Here is an 18,566-nt window from a genome sequence, read left to right on the forward strand (position 1 = left end):
CGCCTTAGCCCTGCACTGTCTCCGCCAGAGGGGAGGGTCCGGAAGGGCGCAGCCCTCCCGCATATTCGCGCCTACCGGCCCTGCCGCCAGGCGCGGATGATGCGCAGGTAGAAATCGGCCGGCAGGGGGCGACCGGCGGCGTCGGTGTAGGCCGCCGGGGCGACGGCGGTGCCTTCCAGCCATTCGTTCCAGGTCTCGATCAGCACCAGGTCGGCGTCTGCGGGCACCGCCGCCAGGCTGGCGCGCAGGAACGCGCCAGGCGCGCGAGGCCCGCCGCCGGGCGGCAGATCGCGCGGCTGGATGCGCGGCTCGCTGACCCACGGAATGCGCGAATTGTCGAAGCCCGGTCCAACACTGCTCACCTGGTAGCCGCGCAACTCGCCGGTGTAGGGGCCGTTGAGCGCCGTGCCCCAGCGATAGACGCCGTCGGCCACCTCAGCGGCGGCGGGAAGGCCGGCTGGCGGCGGTGCGCTCAGCCATGTCTCTTCCAGGATCAGCCACGGTTCCACGCCGAAGTCGGCGGCAAAGGCGCGCTTGACACTGTTCCACAACTCGCCGCCATACCCGATTTCATCGCAACAAATGGTGGTGTAAGTAATGATGATTGGCCTGCCATTGACCGTCGCCCACATCTCCCGCGGCACCCGCCGGAAGAAGTCGCGGATATGCCGGTCGTAGAAAAAGTAGCCGCTGCGCGGATCGCTCACCGGCATCCGCGGCGCGTCCGGGCCTGTCAGGTAGCCGTTTCCCAGATAGTCCTGAAACATGCCCTGCTGAGCGGTGGTGTCGAGAAACATCCCGATTCGCATAGGGCGCTCCAGAACGCCGTTCGCCTGAACCAGCAGATTGATGCGATCCTGCCGAAACCACGGATGCGGGTGGTCGCCCCAACTCACGGGGAAGACGATGTCAATCCCGGTAGCGGCCATAGTGCGAAGCTCTCGCTCATACCAGTCGTAGTTGTAGGAGGAATAGCTCGCCCCATCGCGCAGATCGGGGTCATCGGGCAGGGGAGTGATCCAGCCCGGCGGCAGAAAAGGCGTCTGGGTCGGATCACATTCCTGTTCAGGACAGTTGTACCAGTAGAAGAAGAAGGCGCCGAGCGGGGGCCGGCGTACCGGGGCCGCAGGGGTGGCTCGTGGCGCCACGGGCGTGTTCGGTGCAGGCGTGACGCTCGCCGGGGCCGTCACCGTCGCCGGTGGCGGCGCGGGTGGAGCAGCACAGGCGGCGAGCGCGAGGATTGCCAGGATGACGAGGATTACGTAGCGCGTGGTGGTAACCATGGACTAATGAAGTTCTTTGCTAAACTCACCCCCTCCCCAACCCTCCCCCGGCGGGGGAGGGCGTCCGGCTCCTCCCGCCGACGGGGTGCTGGGAGGCGGTGGAAAGGCAAGGAAACTTCGTTCACAGACTACAAATCCAAAATCCAAAATCCACAATTCAAAATCGCATCAGGCGTGCATCTCCCTCCCGGTGGCGATGATATCCGCCAGGACGGCAGCGGCGGTTACGGCGACGCCGGCGCCCGGCCCGCGAATGATCAGCGGGCGTTCGGCGTAGCGCGCAGTGGTAAAGCTGAAGAGATTGTCAGGACCACGCAGGTCGGCGAGGGGATGGCCGGCGGGCACGACCTGAAAGCCCACACTGGCGCCTTCAGGCGTGATGCTGGCAACATAGCGCAAGGCGCCGCCAGCGGCGCGCGCTGCGGCGACGCGTTCGGCCATCGGCGCGTCGAGTTCTTCCAGGCGGGCCATGAACTCGTGCAGTTCGAGCTGGGCAAACTCGGGCGGATACCACGGCTCCGGGGGGATCCGCTCGATGGTCCAGGGCTGGCCGCAGGTGCGCCCCAGAATGAGGGCCTTGCGCGCCACGTCCAGGCCGCTCAGGTCGTCGCGGGGATCAGGCTCGGTGTAGCCCAGGGAGTGGGCCTCGCGCAGGGCGACCGACAGGGGCTTGCCGGCTTCCAGTTCCGTACAGAGGTAGCCCAGGGTGCCGCTCATCACCGCCTCGATGCGTTGCACTTCGTCGCCGGTGTCGAGCAGACTCTGGAGGGTGCCGATGACGGGCAGCCCGGCGCCCACCGTAGCCTCGTAGCGCGTCGCGCCGTTCTCGGTCAGGGTGCGGAAATCGTGATATGAGGCGCAGAGGGGCTGTTTGTTGGCGGTTACCACGCGGTGGCCGAAGCGCACCGCATCGGCCAGGATCACTGTCGTGCCGCCATACGCCGAGACGTCCACGGCGATGCCTGGAGCGGAGATGGGCAGCACCCCCAGGCTGCCGCGGCGGGGCGCGCCCTGGTCGGCCAGGGTGCGCCCGGCGGTTTTGGCCTCCAGGATCTCCAGCACCGTCTCTCTGGGTAGCGGAGCGCCGGAGAAGAACATGCCGGTGCTGTCGGCAATCGCCAGATAGTCAATCGAAAAGCCGTAGCGCCCGATGATAGCATCGTGCTGGGCCAGGATTTGCCGCGCCAGTTCGCGGCCCACGCTGCCCAGGCCGATCTGGACGAGCTGAATACGTTTCATGGCTTCTCAGTGGTATGCTGCGGCACAATCGTCGCGGAGACAGGCTGGCCGTCTGAGCGTTGTTCCTCCAGGAGCAAGCGGTGCAGAGCGGAGTGGTCGAGTTCGCCGTAGCCGCGGGCCGCCAGCCGTTCGTAGCGTTCCAGGGTATCGTCGAGGTGCGGGAGGTGCAGGCCCGCGGCATCGGCAAGGTTTCGGGCCAGCCGGAGATCCTTGAGCTGGGTGCTGACCCGCCCTCCCGGCGTGTAGGCCCGCGCGGCCATACGCGCGCCATGGATCTGCAACACCTTCGAGTCGGCGAAGCCGCCGGCGAGCGCCTGCCGCAGCCGCGACGGGTCCAGGCCGCTGGCTTCGGCCAGCAGAGTGGCCTCGGCCACGGCTTCGATGGTCAGGCCGACGAGCAACTGGTTGATCACTTTGGCGGTATGACCGGCGCCGGGCCCGCCCAGATGGGTTACACGGCCCAGGGCCTCCAGCACAGGACGGGCGCGCGCTACATCGGCCTCGTTACCGCCGGCCATAATCGCCAGCGTCCCGTCTGCGGCCCCTTCCGGGCCGCCCGACACCGGCGCGTCTACCCAGCCGATGCCGCGGCTTGCCAGGCGCGCAGCGTGGACGCGTGAGCGCGCGGGGTCGGAACTGCCCATGTCAATAACCAGACGCCCCGGCGGCAGGTATGGCGCCAGGCCCTCCAGCACGGCGTCCACGGCGGGCGAATCGGCAAGCATGAAGATGCAGATGTCAGCAGCGGCGGCTTCGGCCAGACTCGCGCACAGGGGCAGCCCGGCCACCAGTTCCGGGGCCAGGGGCGAGCGGTTCCATCCGCATACCCGATGGCCGGCGCGGAGCAGGGTGCGCGCCATCGGACGGCCCATCAGGCCCAGCCCGAGCAGGCTGATCGACTCGCTCATCCGGCGCCTCCGAACGTGCGTTCCATCAGCTTCCGCATGCGCACAGCAGGATTGTTCGGCTCATATTGGACATCCTCCCACTGCAGGGCCTGACCGGCGGGGACAGAGTGGCGCAGGGCGAGGTCATGGGCCAGGCCGATGGGCAGCAGGCCACGCTCCAGCGAGGTGGCCGCGGGCAGCAACTTCCCGTAGACGGTATAGCCTCCCTCGCCATCGAGGCGCTCGCCCGCCGCCAGGTCGCGCTTGGCCACCGCCACCACGTCGCCGCGGAACGCAGTGGGGCGTCCGGTGGCCTCGCCGCGCAGTCCCACGCGCAGCACGCTCACCGCCAGCTCCAGACCGATCAGATGATAGGGCCGGTAAAGGGCGGTGTAGCGTCCGCTGGCATCAGTAACCAGGCCGTATTCGGCGAAGCATTGTTTGACATAATCATCGGGAGCGACAAAGGTAACGAACACCCCCCAGCGCAGATCGCGATACACCGGGCGGCCATCGCGCTCCAGGCTGCTGACCACCTCGACGGTGCCGGGGTGGGCGAGCTGGCCGCCGTCCGCCTCCGGGCGGCAGATGTGGGGCAGGTCGTCCACGCCGCAGGGAGGGAAGCGCAGTCCATCAGGCTGGGGGGTAAGCCCGCAGGCGTTGGCGACGGCGGCCATCTCAATCGCCGATTTGGTGCCATCGAGGAACGAGTTGAACATCTTCGGATTGAAGCTGCCCCGGGCCACCCGTTCGGGCGCCAGGCCGTAATGTTCCCAGACCGTTTCGGGGGTGGAGAAGTGGTAGGCCGGCAGGTAGCGGGCGCCCTTGCCAGCGCAGATCACCTCGAAGCCCGAAACACGGGCCCATTCCACCAGTTCGGCGATCAGGGCGGGCTGATCGCCATAGGCCAGGGAGTAGACCACGCCGGCCTCAGCGGCGCGGCGGGCCAGGATAGGGCCGGCGAGGGCATCGGCCTCGACGTTAGCCATGACGATATGGCGATGGTAATCAATCGCCAGCAGGCAGTGGGCGATCCCTGCCGCGGGCACGCCCGTGGCCTCAACAATCACATCCAGGCCCGCAGCGGCAATCAACGCTGCCGCATCATCGCCAACGTGGGTGGCGCCGGTGGCCAGGGCCTCGGCCAGACTGGCGGCGGCAAAGCGCTCCTCGGGCCAGCCGGCCCGCAGCAAGGCGCCGCGAGCGCGCTCGGGGGCCAGGTCCGCGACACCCAGCACGTGCAGGCCAGGCACGCGGCGGGCCTGGGCCAGGAACATCGTGCCGAACTTCCCGGCGCCGATCAACCCGACGCGCAAGGGCCGGCCCGCCTCGGCGCGGGCCGCGAGCAGCGAGAGCAGATCGCCGGACATAGGTTGCTCCCATTGCGTAGCTTGCGTGGTTATCCTGATTATCCCATAGTGTCGCCGATGCTTCAAGGGCGGATCGGTTTTCCCGTGCACCAGCGGGCGATGGCCGCGTGCCAGTCGCGCTCGATGGCGGTCAGAGGCGCTCCAGCCAGGCGCGGCCAGTCGCGGAGGCGGTAGCTGCTCTCGCGGTAGGCCCGATAGATGCGCCGCAGGGCCGCGGGCCGTTCGGTGAACAGGTAGTAGCTGAGGGCCCAGGCGGCATCGTAGTCGAACTCACCGTAGCGGTCGTACCCCTCGCGACGCGCCAGCAGTTCCGCGAGGGCCGGGAGCGCCGCTCGCGCGCACAGGCGCTGGAGTTGCGCCCGTCGCGGCGCCGGTCCAGCGGGACCGCTTCCGGCGAGCAACTCGGCCAGCCCTTCGTCGGCCCAGCCCCCAGGTTCGCGGTGGTAGCCCGGCGTGTGCCAGTTGCCGGGGAAGAGGTATGCTCCTGCCAGGTGGTGGCTCAGTTCGTGCCGCAGGGTCTCCTCCAGGCTGTTGGCGCTCTGCTCGGGCGTGCGGGCGTAGGTGTACAGCGTGGCAGTGGTCTCGTCATACACGCCGTCCACCTCTGCGCTGAAAGCGGTGAAGGCACGCAGATAGTCGCGGTAAATGCCCTGGCGGGAGAAGATCAGCACTGTGAGGGTTGCAGCGTCCTCACCGGGGATCGGCTCATCCAGCTCAGGCCCGACGATGGCAAAGAAGCGCCGCCGCGTCTGTTCGATCTCGGCCAGGAGAGGCGCAAGGCGCTCGGCGGGCAAACCGGAGCGGATGGTCACATCGCCGCTAGAAAGACCCTGGGGCAGGGCCAGAGCCTCGTAGTCGGCGCGCAGACGGTGCAGATGGGCCGTTCCTCCGGCCAGGCGATCCCGCCCGCGGGCGATGGCGGCCAGGGCTGTCAGGCTGGTAGGGTGGCCCTCGTTTGTGCCGGGGCCGGCGGGCGGCGGGTCATCGGGGGCCAGGCCGGGGGGCGGCTCAGCGCTCCACGCTGCGGCCAGGGCTGCGCCGAGCGTCGCTCGCGCGTCCGGGTCAAGCTGCGCGTTCCGCAGGTGGGCCACAGCCGTCGCGGCGGCAGCGCGCACGCCGGGATCGTCGGAGCGCAGCCCGGCCAGGATGAAGCGCCGGTCGGCGTCGGCGAGCGGGCCCGGTCGAGCATGGATCAGGCGGGCGCGCGCGCGGGCGGCCCGGTAGCGCAGAGTCGGCGCAAGCGCGGCGCTGGCGGCCAGCCGCTCCAGGGCCGGGGCGGCGCCGAAGTCTGGGTAAAGGAAGGTGTCGGCGATCCAGATCGCGTCCGCCAGCACCAGGGCATCGCGTTCGGCGGCAAGAATGTCGGCGAGGGTGGCGCGCAGGGCAGCGGCGCGAGCGCGCGTCACCAGTTCATAGGCGCGGCTGCCCGGTGGGGCCTCGGCGAAGCGCCCCAGCACTCGCAGGGCGTTGCGGCGCGCGCGGGCGTGGGAGCCATTCGCGGCCAGGTCAAGCAGCGCGTCGGTGAGGGCCGGGTCGGCGCGAGGGCGCAGGGCGACGGCGAGTTCTTCGGCGCAGGCATACCCGGCGCCGGGGAGGGCCTGCATCAGCGCTCCGGCGTCGGGGTAGGCCACCGCGGGACAGTTGGGGGTGCGGATAGGCGGCGCGCCTGGCGCAACCGCCAGGGGTAGGGCCGAGGCCGGGCTAGCCAGCAGCAACGTAAGGCAGATGAGAAGAACAAGGCGTTTTGTCGCCATGTGAAAAAACGCCTGGCACGCCAGGGTCCTCGGAAAGGCGCGGCCCTCACAGGGGCGGAAATGTTGCGGCGCCCATTCCACGCAACCGGAAGGTGGCATATCGTAGCGCAACCTTGCAAGGTTGCGCTACGATGACCTGACCAGACCCTGACGCTGCCACACGAACACCCCCGCCTGCCCGATACGGCCCGGCTCCAGCACGCAGAGGGCGCGGCGGTAGTCAAGGGCAACCCGGTTGAAGCGCGCAAGGACACCGTTGCCCAGATTGGCGCGCCCGGCGCGACCCAGGTCGCCGTGACCGCCCTCGGGGGCATCGAGGGCTACGTCACGCACCTCAAATGGCCCGATGCGCAGCCCGGCGGCCATGCCACGGCGCACGGCGCAACCGCTGGCGAAGCTGTGGCCCTCGCCGCTGGCGCTGTCGTGGCTTAACCCCGCGAGGTCGGCAAGATCGGCGCTTAGCGTGAGCGCGCCATTGGAGCCGGTGTCAATCGTCAGCAGGGGCAGCTCCAGGCAATGCCGGAGTGCGGCCGGGTCGCCTGCGGGGGCCAGCAGGCTGGCGTTGGCCAGGGCCGGAAAATGGTCGAAGAAATGCAACGGCAGGACAGCGCCCGTCTCACCAGGGTCGGGCGGCGCCAGATCGGGATGGTACAGGCGCAGGCGCCGTTCTGCATAGAGAATGTCGAGAGACAGGTTGCTGAGCACGTTATAGCCCAGCACCACGTCCACCTCAAAGGGAGCATGGCGCAGATCCACCGCCAGCGCGTAAAGATCGCGCAGGCACAACTCCCCCAGCCGCAACCAGGGCAGCACCGTTTCGGTGAACGGCACGCCATCGCTGGTGGCGTCGGAGCCGAGAGCAAAATCGCCGATGCGCAGGCCGAGACGCCGGGCCAGCCCCAGGTCAATTGCCGAGGGGTCAGTACCGGTATCAATCAGCACCGTAAGCGGGCGACCGCCCGGCCCCGCCGCGCTGCAACGCAGCACCTGCGGGCTGAAGCGCAGGGGTATGTCGGCGACGCCGCTTGGAGGAAAGTCGAGCCTGGTCCGATCATCAAGCATGCCGACATGATACCACGGGTGCGGAAGGTGTATGCTTGCTTCCGCGGGGGCGGGGGAGACCGCGTTTCCCTGCGCTCCGCGTCCAGTAGGAGGCCGCCTGGTCCTCACCATCCCCCTCCTCGCTGCGCTCGGCGCCCCCTTTCTCAGGTATAGGGTTTTCCAGCACATCCTCGCGTCGCATGGGCCATCCGGGGCATTGGGACGCCCAGCTTCCCCCTCTCCCGCTCAGGGAGAGGGGGGCAGGGGGGTGAGGATCGCAAGCGCAGCGGAATGCCGAAAACCTCTTCTCGCTCGAAAAACCCTACACCTGAGAAGAGCCGGGGAGAGGGTGAGGACCACTATCCGCCCATCTGGTTTGACATGCCCCCTGCCTGAGGTATAATGAAGCCATATCAACGGCGTTTTGATCCGCGTCCCCCCACGCGCTGCGCGGCGAGATGGAAGGAGACAGGCGTATGTTTGGCCTCGGCTGGGGTGAGTTGCTGATCATTTTGATAATCGTGATTGCCATTTTCGGCGCCGGGCGCCTGGCTGGCATCGGCGGCGCTCTGGGCAGCAGCATCCGCGAGTTCAAGAAGGCGGTCAAGGAGGATGATACGCCTGCGGTCAAGACTGAGCCGAAGGCTGAAGACGGGACCAAGGCGTAGGCGGCGCGTCGGAATGCGAGCCTTCCAGCGCGAGCAGGCCGCCTTAAGGTGGCCCATTCGTATTATTCCTCATCCCAGACGCTCAGGAGAGCTGTAGGGCGCCTGTCTTGCCGCAGGTTGAAGCGCGCCGTGAAGGTCAGGGGCGGAAAATCTTCCGCCCCTCTTTTGCGTAGCCGGGCGTCCAGGGGCGGCGCGGTGTTTCTCCAGGGTATGAGCAACCCTAAGTTATTGTTTTCAAGCATTGCTCAGAAAGCTTGACGCAACGACGCGAAGGCGCAACGTGTTCGTGGCAGTAATGCCGGGCCTTTGCGCCATCGCGTCCCGGCAGTCACGAGGGATCAGGTCTCAGTTCAAGGTATGTGAGTGATGCTGTAGTTGGTATGGCTGAAGATTACTACGACCGGGCGACAATTGTGGTGCGTTCAGGGGCCGGCGGGAATGGCGCCGCCACCTTCCGCCGCGAGAAGTACGTGCCCCGCGGCGGCCCCAACGGCGGCGATGGCGGGCGCGGCGGCCATGTCTACCTGGTGGCCGATCCGAACCTCAACACCCTGCTCCACTTCCGCTACGAGCGCAAATTTGTCGCCGAAGACGGCGGTCACGGGCAAAAGAACAACATGCACGGGCGTCAGGGCAAGGATCTGGTGATCCGCGTGCCCCCCGGCACGATCGTGCGCACGACCATCGACGGGGTGACCTGCGAAGTTGACCTGGCGCGCCCCGGGCAGCGCCTGCTCGCTGCCCGCGGGGGCAAGGGCGGGCTGGGCAATGTCCACTTCGCCACCCCGACGCGCCAGGCCCCGCGCATCGCCGAGCTGGGCGAGCCGGGTCAGGAACTGGAGCTGCAGCTCGAGTTGAAGCTGCTTGCCGATGTGGGCCTGGTCGGTTTTCCCAACGCCGGCAAGTCAACCCTGCTCTCGGTGATCAGCGCCGCGCGCCCGAAGATTGCCGACTACCCCTTCACCACCTTGCAGCCCAATCTGGGCATCGTCGAGGTCAGCGTCCGGGATCGCTTTGTCGTCGCCGACATTCCCGGACTGATCGAGGGCGCTCATGCTGGCGTCGGGCTGGGCCACGATTTTTTGCGCCACATCGAACGCACCCGCGTGCTGATCCATATCATTGACGCGGCCGGGGTTGATTTCCGCGACCCGGTGGCCGATTACCACGCTATCAATGCCGAACTGCGCCTGTACCAGCCGGCGCTGGCGGAGCGCCCCCAGATCGTAGCGCTGAACAAGATGGACCTGCCCGCGGCCCGCGAGAACCTGCCGCGTCTGCGCGCCGAACTCCCTGTCGCGCCCGAGAACCTGTTCCCTATTGCCGCCGCCACCGGCGAAGGGGTTGACGCGCTGATGCGTCGGGTCGCCGACGTGCTGCGCACCCTCCCCGCGCCGGCCCGCGAACCGGTTGATCCCAAAGAGCCGCCACTGACCTGGCCCGTTCCGCCGGTGGACGAGAACGCCTTTACTATCTCTCGCGAAGGCAAGGGCTGGCGCGTGCGCGGCGTCCGCATCGAGCGCTTGATCAAGATGACCAACTTCGCCCAGCCCGAGGCGCTTGACCGCGTGCAGCGCGTGCTCGAAGCCAGCGGCATCAGCCAGGCCCTGATCGAGGCGGGCCTGAAGGAGGGTGATACGGTCTACATCGCCGACGCCGAGCTGGAGTGGGATAGCCTGCGGTTTGAGTGATTGGTCCCTTACTCTGTGAACTGAGTTTTTCGGTACCTCCGCCCCCTCCCCAACCCTCCCCCTCCCCAACCCTCCCCCGCGGGGGGAGGGAGTCTGACTCCTCCCCCAACGGGGGGAGGCTGGGAGGGGGTGCGGAAATGCAAGGAAACTTCGTTCACGGACTACTTCGTATGGTGGGAGGTTCTAAGAGGTCTTCGCCCTTCCGTCCGGCAGGGGTAAGGGGAAACCCGGTTTCCCCTCAATCCTCCAATACGCTCTATAGCGTTTCTCGAAACGGTTGACCCGTAACGATGGCGGCGCAGGCGCAGCGAGCTACACCGCTCAGTGTCCTCAGTGGATCAAGCATTTCGGTCGGTGCTCTAAAACCCTTAACAGCCCGGCAATTGACATATCACCGGCGGCTGCTATAATCAGAACGGGTGTTTAGCATTTTTGTGCCGCACAGACGTTCATGCAGCCAATTGCGATCATCGGTTCGCCGAACAGCACCACCACCTTCACCGTGGACATCCTCGAAACCGCCCGCGACCGGGCGCTGGATCACGCCTGGGTGACCTTTGAGGTGGTGGAACGCTTCAATGGCCGGGCCTATCGCAAGCGGGCCCTCTGCCAGCTTGGCGGCATTGTTACCCGTAACCGCTGGCATGAAGACCCGATCATCCGCGCGGTGATCAAGCATCAGGGCGCCCTGCCAGCCCTCTCCGGCGAGAGCGACCTGACCAGCGCCCAGTTGACGGCCCTGGGAGTATTCTTGCTTGAGGACGACGGGCGGGTGCGGCGCCGCACGACCCTCTCCACCCCGCCGCCCAGCGGCACTCCCGTGTATCCGGCCACCGCCGAGGTCCTCCAGGCCCTGGTGGATACCGAGCCGGGCATCTTCTATGCCGGCGCTTCCCCCGGCGACGGCCTGCCCGTGCCGCTGACCCTGCGCCATTTTGGGCCGACCGAGGCGGGCGGCTTCGGCGAAGCGGTCATGATAGGCATCTTCGGCCAGACCCGCAGCGGCAAGTCCATTTTCGCCGCGCAACTGCTCGCCGGGTTTGCCAGCAATCCGCAGATGGGCCTGCTGGTGCTCGACCCGCAGGGCGAGTTCGGGCGCGACCGCTTCGCTGCCGGCGACCACCGGGTGGATTTTAGCATCAGGCGTTTGCTGGGCAGCCTGCGTGTCAGCCGCGCCGTCAACGTCGTCAGCACCGACGAGGTGGCCCTCGAAGGCCCCGAGGCCTTCACCGAGACGTTGCGGCGGGCCGGGTTCTTCGAGAGTCTGGGCTTCAAAGGGGCCGGCAAGGAACGCGAGGCCAGCGAGCGGCTCGCCAACCTGATCGCTGAGTTGACCGACGCCGAGGGCCGGCGCCGGCCCGTGCGCGATCTGCGCGGAGCCGATCTGCCCCTGCTGGTGCGGGACCTGGCCCGCTTCGCCGATGTGATCTACGCCAGTCGCCCTGGCACGACGCCCGGCGAGGGCCAGCGCGCCCAGGACGTGCTGGCGCGCTTCCAGCTCGACGAGGCCCGGCTCAAGCGCATCTGGGCCAATGCGCTGGCGGCCTTCCGCACCGACACGGGCCGCGTGCCCCTCTCGCAGCTCATCCAGCGCGTGCTCGCCGATCGCGAGGTCGTGGTGCTCTCCTTTGCCCAGGAAGGCGGACACGATGCCGTGCCCTACTTCCTGCTCAACGAGATTCTCACCCGCCTGCGCCAGGTGATCCACCGCAGCTTCAACCACGGGCAGCAGTCCAACGCGCTGGTGGTGCTCGACGAGGCGCACCTCTTTGCCGGGGAGCACGCCGCCGAAAGCAGCGACGGGGCCCGCACCCGCGCCTTGCTGGCCCAGAGCGTGCGCATGACCGGCAAGTACGGCGTGGGCTGGATGTTCATCACCCAGACCCTCCACGATTTCGATAAAATCATCCTGCGACAACTCCAGGTCAAGTGTTTTGGCCAGGGCTTCAAGCTGGGGGCTGATCGTGAATATGTGGAAACAGAACTGGGCAAGGAAGGTTTTGCGCGCTACTGTTCGTTGCCCGATCCAAAACGCACCGGGCGCTATACGTTTATGATCACCGGCCCGATCGTGGCTCTGGGCAGCCTGGGCACGCCGCTGGTGCTGCAGGGCTTTCGCAGCGCCGATGACCTGATGCGCGCCAATCCGCATTGTTTTCAGCTACGCTGAGGTAAAAGCAGGCAGTTTGCGGTCCTCACCCGCCCCTCAGCCTGCTCTTCTCAGGTGCAGGGTTTTTCAAGCGTGAAGGGGTTTTTGGCATTCCACTGCGCTTACAATCCTAACCCCCCCTGCCCCTCCCCCGTGAGCGGGAGAGGAGGAGTCTGGCGTCCCAATGCCCCGGATGGCGCATGCGACGCGAGGATGGGCCAAAAAACCCTTCACCTGCCCTCTCTGCCACAGGTGGAGAGGGAGGGGGCGCCGAGCGCAGCGAGGCGGGGGAGGGTGAGGATCGGCGTCCCGTAATCGGGTTAAGCGTCGCCACAACCCGCATGACCCTGGCTGATCCGCAATGTTAGGCAACGAGGCGATGATGGACTATACGCTTGACGCCACGCGCGGCTATCTCACCCTGGGGGACATTCGGCTGAGTTATCTGGATTGGGGCGGGACCGGACCGCCGGTGGTTCTCTTGCATGGGATTACCAGCAGCGCCGCGACGTTCTGGCGGGTGGCCCCGGCACTGCGGGCTGTGGGCTACCGTGTGCTCGCCCTGGATATGCCCGGTCACGGCGAGAGCGATGTGAGCCAGGCCCACGATCTGGATACGATTGCCGGACTGGTTGGCGAGGCAATCATGCACCTTGAGTTGCGCGAGGTGCGGCTGATCGGCCACTCCTGGGGCGGAGCCACAGCCCTGGTGCTGGCCAGCGGCGCCCACGCGGCGCGCGCCGCGCTGGCGCGCGTGGCGCTGGTGGACCCGGCGCTGGAGCTCACGCCGGAGTGGGGTGCGGCCCGGCTGGCAGAGTTCCTGGCGGGAGTAGGGGCGCCGGCTGAGGTCGTGCGCCCGCAGGTGCGCGCGAATAATCCTGCCTGGGACGAAGGCGACGTGTACTGGAAGAGCATCGCTCTGGAGCAGTGCCGGCGCGCCCAGGTGGAGGGCTTCTTCCTGCCACGGGAGGGATGGCGCCTGGTGGAGCGGGTGGCATACGTCGAGGCGCCGTTGCTGGTGCTGGTGTGCGAACCCGCCTTTAGCGTGGTGTCAGCGCCGGTGCTGGAGGAACTGCAGACTCGCCTGCGCGACGGCAGAGGGCGAGTCATAGAGGTGCCGGGAACCAACCATAATATGTTTCGCGGCTCCGGCTATGCCGCGACAATGGCAACCCTCCTGGCCTGGTTGCATGCATGAAACAGGCGGTGCTGCCAGCGGGTTGGACGAGCGCGGTCCTATAGGGCCGTCAGCGGGTGCGCGGGCCGTGGCGTCAGGCAACCTGGCGTCCGGCCGGCACTCGCTCAGAACTCATCAGGATGCCTGCTGCTCGCGTCGCTGGCCAAGCTGATTACCGGCGTTCGTGTTGTTGGCTTTGTAGCCGTTGCCGCGCACGATTTCGGCGTAGCGGCGGGTGCTGCGCGGATCGCGATGGCCAAGGATGCGCCGGACCACCTGTTCAGGATAGAAGGCGATCAGCTCGGCAGCGGCGGTGTGGCGCAGATGGTGCAGCGTATAGCGGGGCACCTCCTTGCCGTCCACCACGTCCACCAGGCGCGCCTGCTTGCATACCTGCACCCAGCGGCGATGGAGCGTGTCATAGGAAGCGCGATTGCCGCGCGACGACTGGAACAGCGGCGTATCGGGCGACACATCATCGCCTAACTCGCGCAGCCAGCTCCGCAGGCCGCGCAGACTGCGGGGCATGGCGTCTGGCGTGAGCACCACCATGCGCTTGGTGCCGCTCTTGCTGTCCTGCACCAGCAGCACTTCGCGCCCTGGTTCGAGGATCACGTCGCCGACGTTGAGGTTCAGCACCTCATCGGTACGAACGCCAATCTCGCGCAGCAGGGTGAAGATCAGACGGTAGGGTTGCGGGCTGGCGTTAATCGCGGCGTCAAGCGCTCGCCGTTCGGCTTCGCTGGCAATTGGTTGCGGGCGATGCTCGGCGTGGTAGCGCACCCCCACGCGTTCAACCGGGTTGCTGGTCACATATCCCTGGCTCAGCGCCCAGCGGAAAAAGCGGCCCAGACTGGCAATGCGCCGGTTCGTGGTGCCCGGTTGTTCGTTCCGACTTTCCAGAAACGCCTTGATGTCGCTGGTAGCGATCTCCTCCAGCGGCATGGTGAGCGTCGCCGCAGCCGTGCGCAGATCACACCGGTACGATGTGATCGTGTTGGCACTCAGCCCATGTTCGCGCTGAATATCGCTCAGGAACGTTTCCAGTTCACTGGCGATCGTGCGCGACCCGGGCTCGCTCGGGCTATCGCTGTTGGACATGGTCGCCCTCCTTTAGCACCGCGGATGCTAGCTTTCCTCTGTATTCGCACGGCGCCGCTGCCGTAACAAGGCTTGCTCCTGAAACTGATCGGCATCTGCCTGGCGCACGTTCCGGAGTGCGTCGGTACGATCAGGCTGGCGAAGGATGCCGCCCGTGCGTGGAACGATGCCCATCGGCAGTGCGGCGAGCGCGAGCTTCGGTTCCGCAGCGGTCATCAACCGCAGTGGAGGTGCGCAGCCGCGTTGTTCTAGCGCAAGTGCTGACCCTGTTTTGCATTATAGCAAAAACTACGACACATTTCTAGTTCTAAGTTGTGAATATTTAGACTTCATCCATCTGCCGGGCGCCGGATTATTGGCGACCCCCTGGGTGCAACCCCTGGGGTTGGGCTGGGGGAGATCCTCGCAAGAGCAGCTTCTCGTGGACGCTGGCGAATAGAAGAGCGGCACGACGGTTTCATAGGCGCTTCCGCCGAAATTCATGCCGCATGTGTCCGCGCGAACCTGGTGTCAATAGGAGCGGGGGTCTCGATTGCTTCCTGCATTCCCAATCGTACCTGACAACTCGCCCGAATTGACGCGTCGCGGCCTTTGTGTTACGGTGAAAAGGAAGGGGGCGCCGCTACCTGCCACAGTTCGGAGGGATGGGTTGCCCTTCTCAAGTGTAGGGTTTTTCCGGCGCATGCTCGCGTCGCATTCGCCATCTGGGGCATTGGGACGCCCAGCTCCCCCCTCTCCCGCGAGCGGGAGAGGGGGGCGGGGGGTGAGGATCGCAAGCGCATTAGAATGCCGAAAACCCCTGCTCGCTCGAAAAGCCCTACACCTGAGAGGTGGGCTGCCCCGGCAGGGTCGTGGGAAAACCTGGTTTCCCCATACCCCTCCAGTCGCCTTTATTACTTGTGTCGTTCTGGATGCGATGGAGTTGCAGTTATGCCGAAGCTGACCGTGGAAGGAAAGACGCTCGAGGTGCCGGTCGGAAAGCGTCTGGTGCTGGCGATCGAGGAAGCGGGAGTGGAGATCGGGCACCGTTGCGGAGGCTATGCTCGTTGCACGACCTGCCGGGTGGTGTTTGCGGAAGGTGAACCGGCCACGATGACCCGCGCCGAATACGAGAAACTCACCGAGCGCGAATTGTTTGGCCAGTACCGCCTGGCCTGCCAGATTGTCTGCGACCACGACATGGCTATTGCCGAAGTGAGCATGACGCGGGAGAACCAGGGCTGGACCGACACCGGTCCTGCGCCCGAGGCCACGGTGACGCCCGAGGCAGTGTTTTACCCTGTTGAAGAGTTAAAGTCCTGAGCGGCAGAGCGCTTCGCGCCGAGCGTGCTTCTGGGAAGGCTTTGCCCTCCCGATGTTTTTGGCCCATGCATTACGCACAAGTTGGAAGGGGGCGTTCAGCTCCCGACCTGTCTGCCTGTCTAGACTGTCAGGGACCACCGGCCGGTCGCCCCTGCCGGTTTACTCGGACACGCCCACCGCTCTGCCGACGCCAGCGGAACAGCGTGTATGAAGCGCCGTGACATGTGGGCAAGGCATAGGTGTTTTTTGGCCGGAACGCGCAGCGTTGCACTAGCGCTGTAGTTCCTGCTGGATTAGCTCCTCAAACACCCGGAATGGCATAGCGCCACGCAGCAACTGGCCGTTAACCAGGAAGTTGGGCGTGGAGTTGACGCCGAAGCGCGTGGCGGCGGCCTGTTCGTTCTCAATTTGCCGCAGCGTTGCCGGATCATCGAGGCAGGCGCCAAAGGCGGCGCCGTCAAGTCCCAGTTCGCCGGCAAACTCGATGAACACGTCGCGGTCGCGTCTGGGCACGCCGCCCCACTCTTCTTGATGGGTTTCAAAGAGGCGTTCATACATAGGCCAGAACTGCCCCTGAGCGGCGGCGCACTGGCCCGCCGCGGCCGCCAGAGTGGCCGAGGGGTGGATGTCGGCCAGGGGGAAGTCGCGCGCGACGAAGCGGGCCGCGCCGGTTTGCACGTAGGTTTCGATAATCTGCGGGCGCGTTTCGCGGAAGAACCGCTGGCAAAACGGGCACTCGTAGTCGGTGAACTCGATGATCAGCACCGGCGCGTCGGGATTGCCGAGGGCGCGCGGGTCATCGGGGCGCAATTGCAGGACCTCGGCAATAGCGGGGGGCGGAGAGGTGGGCGCGGGTGTGGGCAGCAGCCCCGGATCGATTGGGGCCAGGGTAGGCCGCGCCTGGAGGGCGACGCTGGTTTGCATCTCCTCCAACGCTGAACGGGTAGGCGTTGGCGGCGCATAGGCGCCGCAGGCGGCGAGGAGCAGCCCGATGGCGACGAGCAGGACGCGGGTGAGCAGGCGCACACGTAGCTCCTTTAGAATACGGCGTTGCGGGTATTATAACAGATCGCTGTGCCATAGATGGCTCATCGGGACGGCTTCCAGGGCTGTTGCAGAGGCTCTGCAGTTGCGCCCCGATGACCCGATGCGACCTCCGCAGAGCCAGGCGCGACTCCGCATCGTCCACGCTGCGCCCTTTGCGCCTACCGTCGAGGGCAACCAGGCGCCTATCATCTCCACCACCGGCGGCCCGCCACTGGTGACAGGGCTTGACTATGGAGTAAACCAGGGCCGCCGGACAACCAGAGACCCAGGGGCCACCGGCCAACCCGGTAGCCCCCCACTCGACAGAACGCGCTCCTGATCGTACCATAGAACGCCACGTGACTCGCCTCCAGGCACGAGCAGGGCCAGGCGCCATGGTCGCGCCTGTCTCGCGCGCCGGTCTGGCAGCAAAGGAGCAGCGTATGCCTCTGACATCCCTTCGCCGCTTTCTTGGCCTCATCGGGCGCCTGGCGGTCCTGCTGGCGCTGGCGGGTGCGCTGCCCGCAGTGCGCGCAGCGCCGCTGGCGGCAGCTCCGGCGCGCGTCGCCGTGCTGCACGCCGCCCCGCTGGGTGGCGCCGCCCCGGTCACCGTCGCGCTGCGGATCGGCGGGATTGACACCATGATTGGCAGCGGCCTGCAATTCGCTGAACGGTTGCCGTACCGCGAGTTGCCCGCCGGAGTCTACCCCGTACTGGTCTTCCCTGGAGCGTTGACCCAGGAGCAACTGCCCGGCGCCACGCCGGTGCTGAGCGGCGCCGCCACCCTGCAAGCCGCCAGGGATCATACCCTGGTAATCGGCGGCGGGGCCAATGGCTTTCCCCTTGCCGTCTTCACCGTCACCGACAGCGCCGTTCCCCCTGCGCCCGGAACGGCGACCCTGCGCATGCTGCATGCTGCGCCGTTCGCCCCCGGCGCGGCGGCGACGGTTGATGTGGTGTATGAGAATGGGCAGGCTTTTCCGGGGTTGCTGAACATCGCCTTCGGGCAGGCGCCGGGGCCGCTCTCCGTGCCAGTGGGCCAGGCGCTAGATGTGAAGATCGTGCCGACGGGCCGGCCCGCCGCACCGCCGCTCCTCGATCTGCCGCCACGGGTGTTTGCCGCAGGTGAGGAGGTGGTACTGGCGGTGATCGGGGGCGCCGGCGGGCAACCGCTGCGTGTCATCGAGATTCCCCGCGAACGGCGTGTGCCGGCGCGTGTGCGTGTCCTGCACCTGGCACCCTTCGCCAGCGGGACGGCGCCGGTGCATGTGCGGGTGAACGATACGCGGGTGCTGGAGAACCTGGCGTACTTCGCCCTGAGCGCCGAACTGCCCCTGGAAGAAGGCAGCTACCGGCTGGCCGTTGATCGTCCGGGGACGCCGCCAGCGGAACTGGCCGGTCTTGAAGTGGAGCTGGAGCGAGGGCGCGGTTACACTGTCGCGGCGATTGGCGGCGCCAATGGCGCTCCGCTACGGCTGGTCTTGCTCCCCGACCTTGCCGAGACTCCGCCCTACGGCGCGCGATTGCGCGTGCTGCACGCGGCGCCGTTTGCGCCCGGCGTTCGCGGGCAACTCGATCTGCGCGACGAGCGCAACTTCATCTTCGGGGGGCAGGCGGAGATGCCCTTCGGCAGTGAGGCGCTGTTGACCGTTGACAGCGGCGTGTACCGGCTGCGCTTTACAGGACGTGGCGGAGGCGAGCCGGTCATTCATGCGCCGCTGCTCGTTCTTCCTGCTGGGCGCGGCACAACCCTTTTCGTCGCTGGCGACGGCGTTAATCAGCCCTTCAATACTCTGGTGGCGCCAGAACTATTCGGCCAGCGGGTCTATCTTCCGCTGGTGCTGAAGTAGCGCGGGGGTGGGGAAACGTAGTTGCCCC

Annotated in this window: 14 protein-coding genes; 6 read left to right on the forward strand and 8 right to left on the reverse strand. The window is 66.8% G+C overall.

Translation table 11 applies throughout. The annotated features are described in order from the left end of the window. Positions 1 to 71: 71 nt before the first annotated feature. The 6 genes from NZU74_13655 to NZU74_13680 form a co-directional block, all read right to left on the reverse strand. Positions 72 to 1,283, reverse strand: coding sequence for a DUF5010 domain-containing protein (locus NZU74_13655; protein MCS6882373.1), 1,212 nt, complete (start codon positions 1,281 to 1,283; stop codon positions 72 to 74). 168 nt (positions 1,284 to 1,451) lie between these two features. Beyond that, positions 1,452 to 2,522: a homoserine dehydrogenase gene (locus tag NZU74_13660; protein ID MCS6882374.1), complete on the reverse strand. Its 1,071-nt coding sequence runs from the start codon at positions 2,520 to 2,522 to the stop codon at positions 1,452 to 1,454. After that, on the reverse strand, positions 2,519 to 3,430 hold the full coding sequence (locus tag NZU74_13665) for an NAD(P)-dependent oxidoreductase (GenBank protein MCS6882375.1): 912 nt from the start codon (positions 3,428 to 3,430) through the stop codon (positions 2,519 to 2,521). Before NZU74_13665 ends, NZU74_13660 begins: the two co-directional genes overlap by 4 nt. Beyond that, positions 3,427 to 4,779, reverse strand: coding sequence for an SAF domain-containing protein (locus NZU74_13670; GenBank protein MCS6882376.1), 1,353 nt, complete (start codon positions 4,777 to 4,779; stop codon positions 3,427 to 3,429). The genes NZU74_13665 and NZU74_13670 overlap by 4 nt, the downstream gene beginning before the upstream one ends. A 62-nt stretch (positions 4,780 to 4,841) precedes the next feature. After that, on the reverse strand, positions 4,842 to 6,533 hold the full coding sequence (locus NZU74_13675) for a collagenase (protein ID MCS6882377.1): 1,692 nt from the start codon (positions 6,531 to 6,533) through the stop codon (positions 4,842 to 4,844). Between the two features lie 126 nt (positions 6,534 to 6,659). Beyond that, positions 6,660 to 7,595, reverse strand: coding sequence for an aspartyl protease family protein (locus NZU74_13680; GenBank protein ID MCS6882378.1), 936 nt, complete (start codon positions 7,593 to 7,595; stop codon positions 6,660 to 6,662). Positions 7,596 to 8,050: 455 nt separating this feature from the next. Here NZU74_13680 and tatA point away from each other — a divergent pair, with 455 nt between their 5' ends. The 4 genes from tatA to NZU74_13700 all read left to right on the forward strand — a co-directional run bounded on the left by tatA (position 8,051) and on the right by NZU74_13700 (position 13,280). Beyond that, positions 8,051 to 8,242 carry a twin-arginine translocase TatA/TatE family subunit gene (gene tatA / locus NZU74_13685; protein MCS6882379.1) on the forward strand — a complete coding sequence of 64 codons (192 nt, stop codon included), beginning with the start codon at positions 8,051 to 8,053 and terminating at the stop codon, positions 8,240 to 8,242. A gap of 380 nt (positions 8,243 to 8,622) precedes the next feature. After that, positions 8,623 to 9,933, forward strand: coding sequence for a GTPase ObgE (obgE, locus tag NZU74_13690; protein ID MCS6882380.1), 1,311 nt, complete (start codon positions 8,623 to 8,625; stop codon positions 9,931 to 9,933). Positions 9,934 to 10,384: 451 nt separating this feature from the next. After that, positions 10,385 to 12,103: a DUF87 domain-containing protein gene (locus tag NZU74_13695; protein ID MCS6882381.1), complete on the forward strand. Its 1,719-nt coding sequence runs from the start codon at positions 10,385 to 10,387 to the stop codon at positions 12,101 to 12,103. A gap of 358 nt (positions 12,104 to 12,461) precedes the next feature. Next, positions 12,462 to 13,280, forward strand: coding sequence for an alpha/beta hydrolase (locus NZU74_13700; GenBank protein MCS6882382.1), 819 nt, complete (start codon positions 12,462 to 12,464; stop codon positions 13,278 to 13,280). 114 nt (positions 13,281 to 13,394) lie between these two features. Here the strand turns inward: NZU74_13700 and NZU74_13705 are convergent, their stop codons facing one another. Further along, positions 13,395 to 14,360: a tyrosine-type recombinase/integrase gene (locus tag NZU74_13705; GenBank protein MCS6882383.1), complete on the reverse strand. Its 966-nt coding sequence runs from the start codon at positions 14,358 to 14,360 to the stop codon at positions 13,395 to 13,397. Between the two features lie 930 nt (positions 14,361 to 15,290). Here NZU74_13705 and NZU74_13710 point away from each other — a divergent pair. Further along, positions 15,291 to 15,662 carry a (2Fe-2S)-binding protein gene (locus NZU74_13710; protein ID MCS6882384.1) on the forward strand — a complete coding sequence of 124 codons (372 nt, stop codon included), beginning with the start codon at positions 15,291 to 15,293 and terminating at the stop codon, positions 15,660 to 15,662. Between the two features lie 270 nt (positions 15,663 to 15,932). Here NZU74_13710 and NZU74_13715 read toward each other — a convergent pair whose 3' ends face one another. Next, positions 15,933 to 16,688: a DsbA family protein gene (locus tag NZU74_13715; GenBank protein ID MCS6882385.1), complete on the reverse strand. Its 756-nt coding sequence runs from the start codon at positions 16,686 to 16,688 to the stop codon at positions 15,933 to 15,935. Positions 16,689 to 17,131: 443 nt separating this feature from the next. On the opposite strand from NZU74_13715, the gene NZU74_13720 reads away from it, so the two are divergent. Next, complete coding sequence (locus NZU74_13720; GenBank protein ID MCS6882386.1) at positions 17,132 to 18,538, forward strand: DUF4397 domain-containing protein; 1,407 nt, start codon at positions 17,132 to 17,134, stop codon at positions 18,536 to 18,538. The last annotated feature ends 28 nt before the right edge of the window (positions 18,539 to 18,566 follow it).

The sequence above is a fragment of the Chloroflexaceae bacterium genome (assembly GCA_025057155.1).
Classification (GTDB): Bacteria; Chloroflexota; Chloroflexia; order Chloroflexales; family Chloroflexaceae; genus JACAEO01.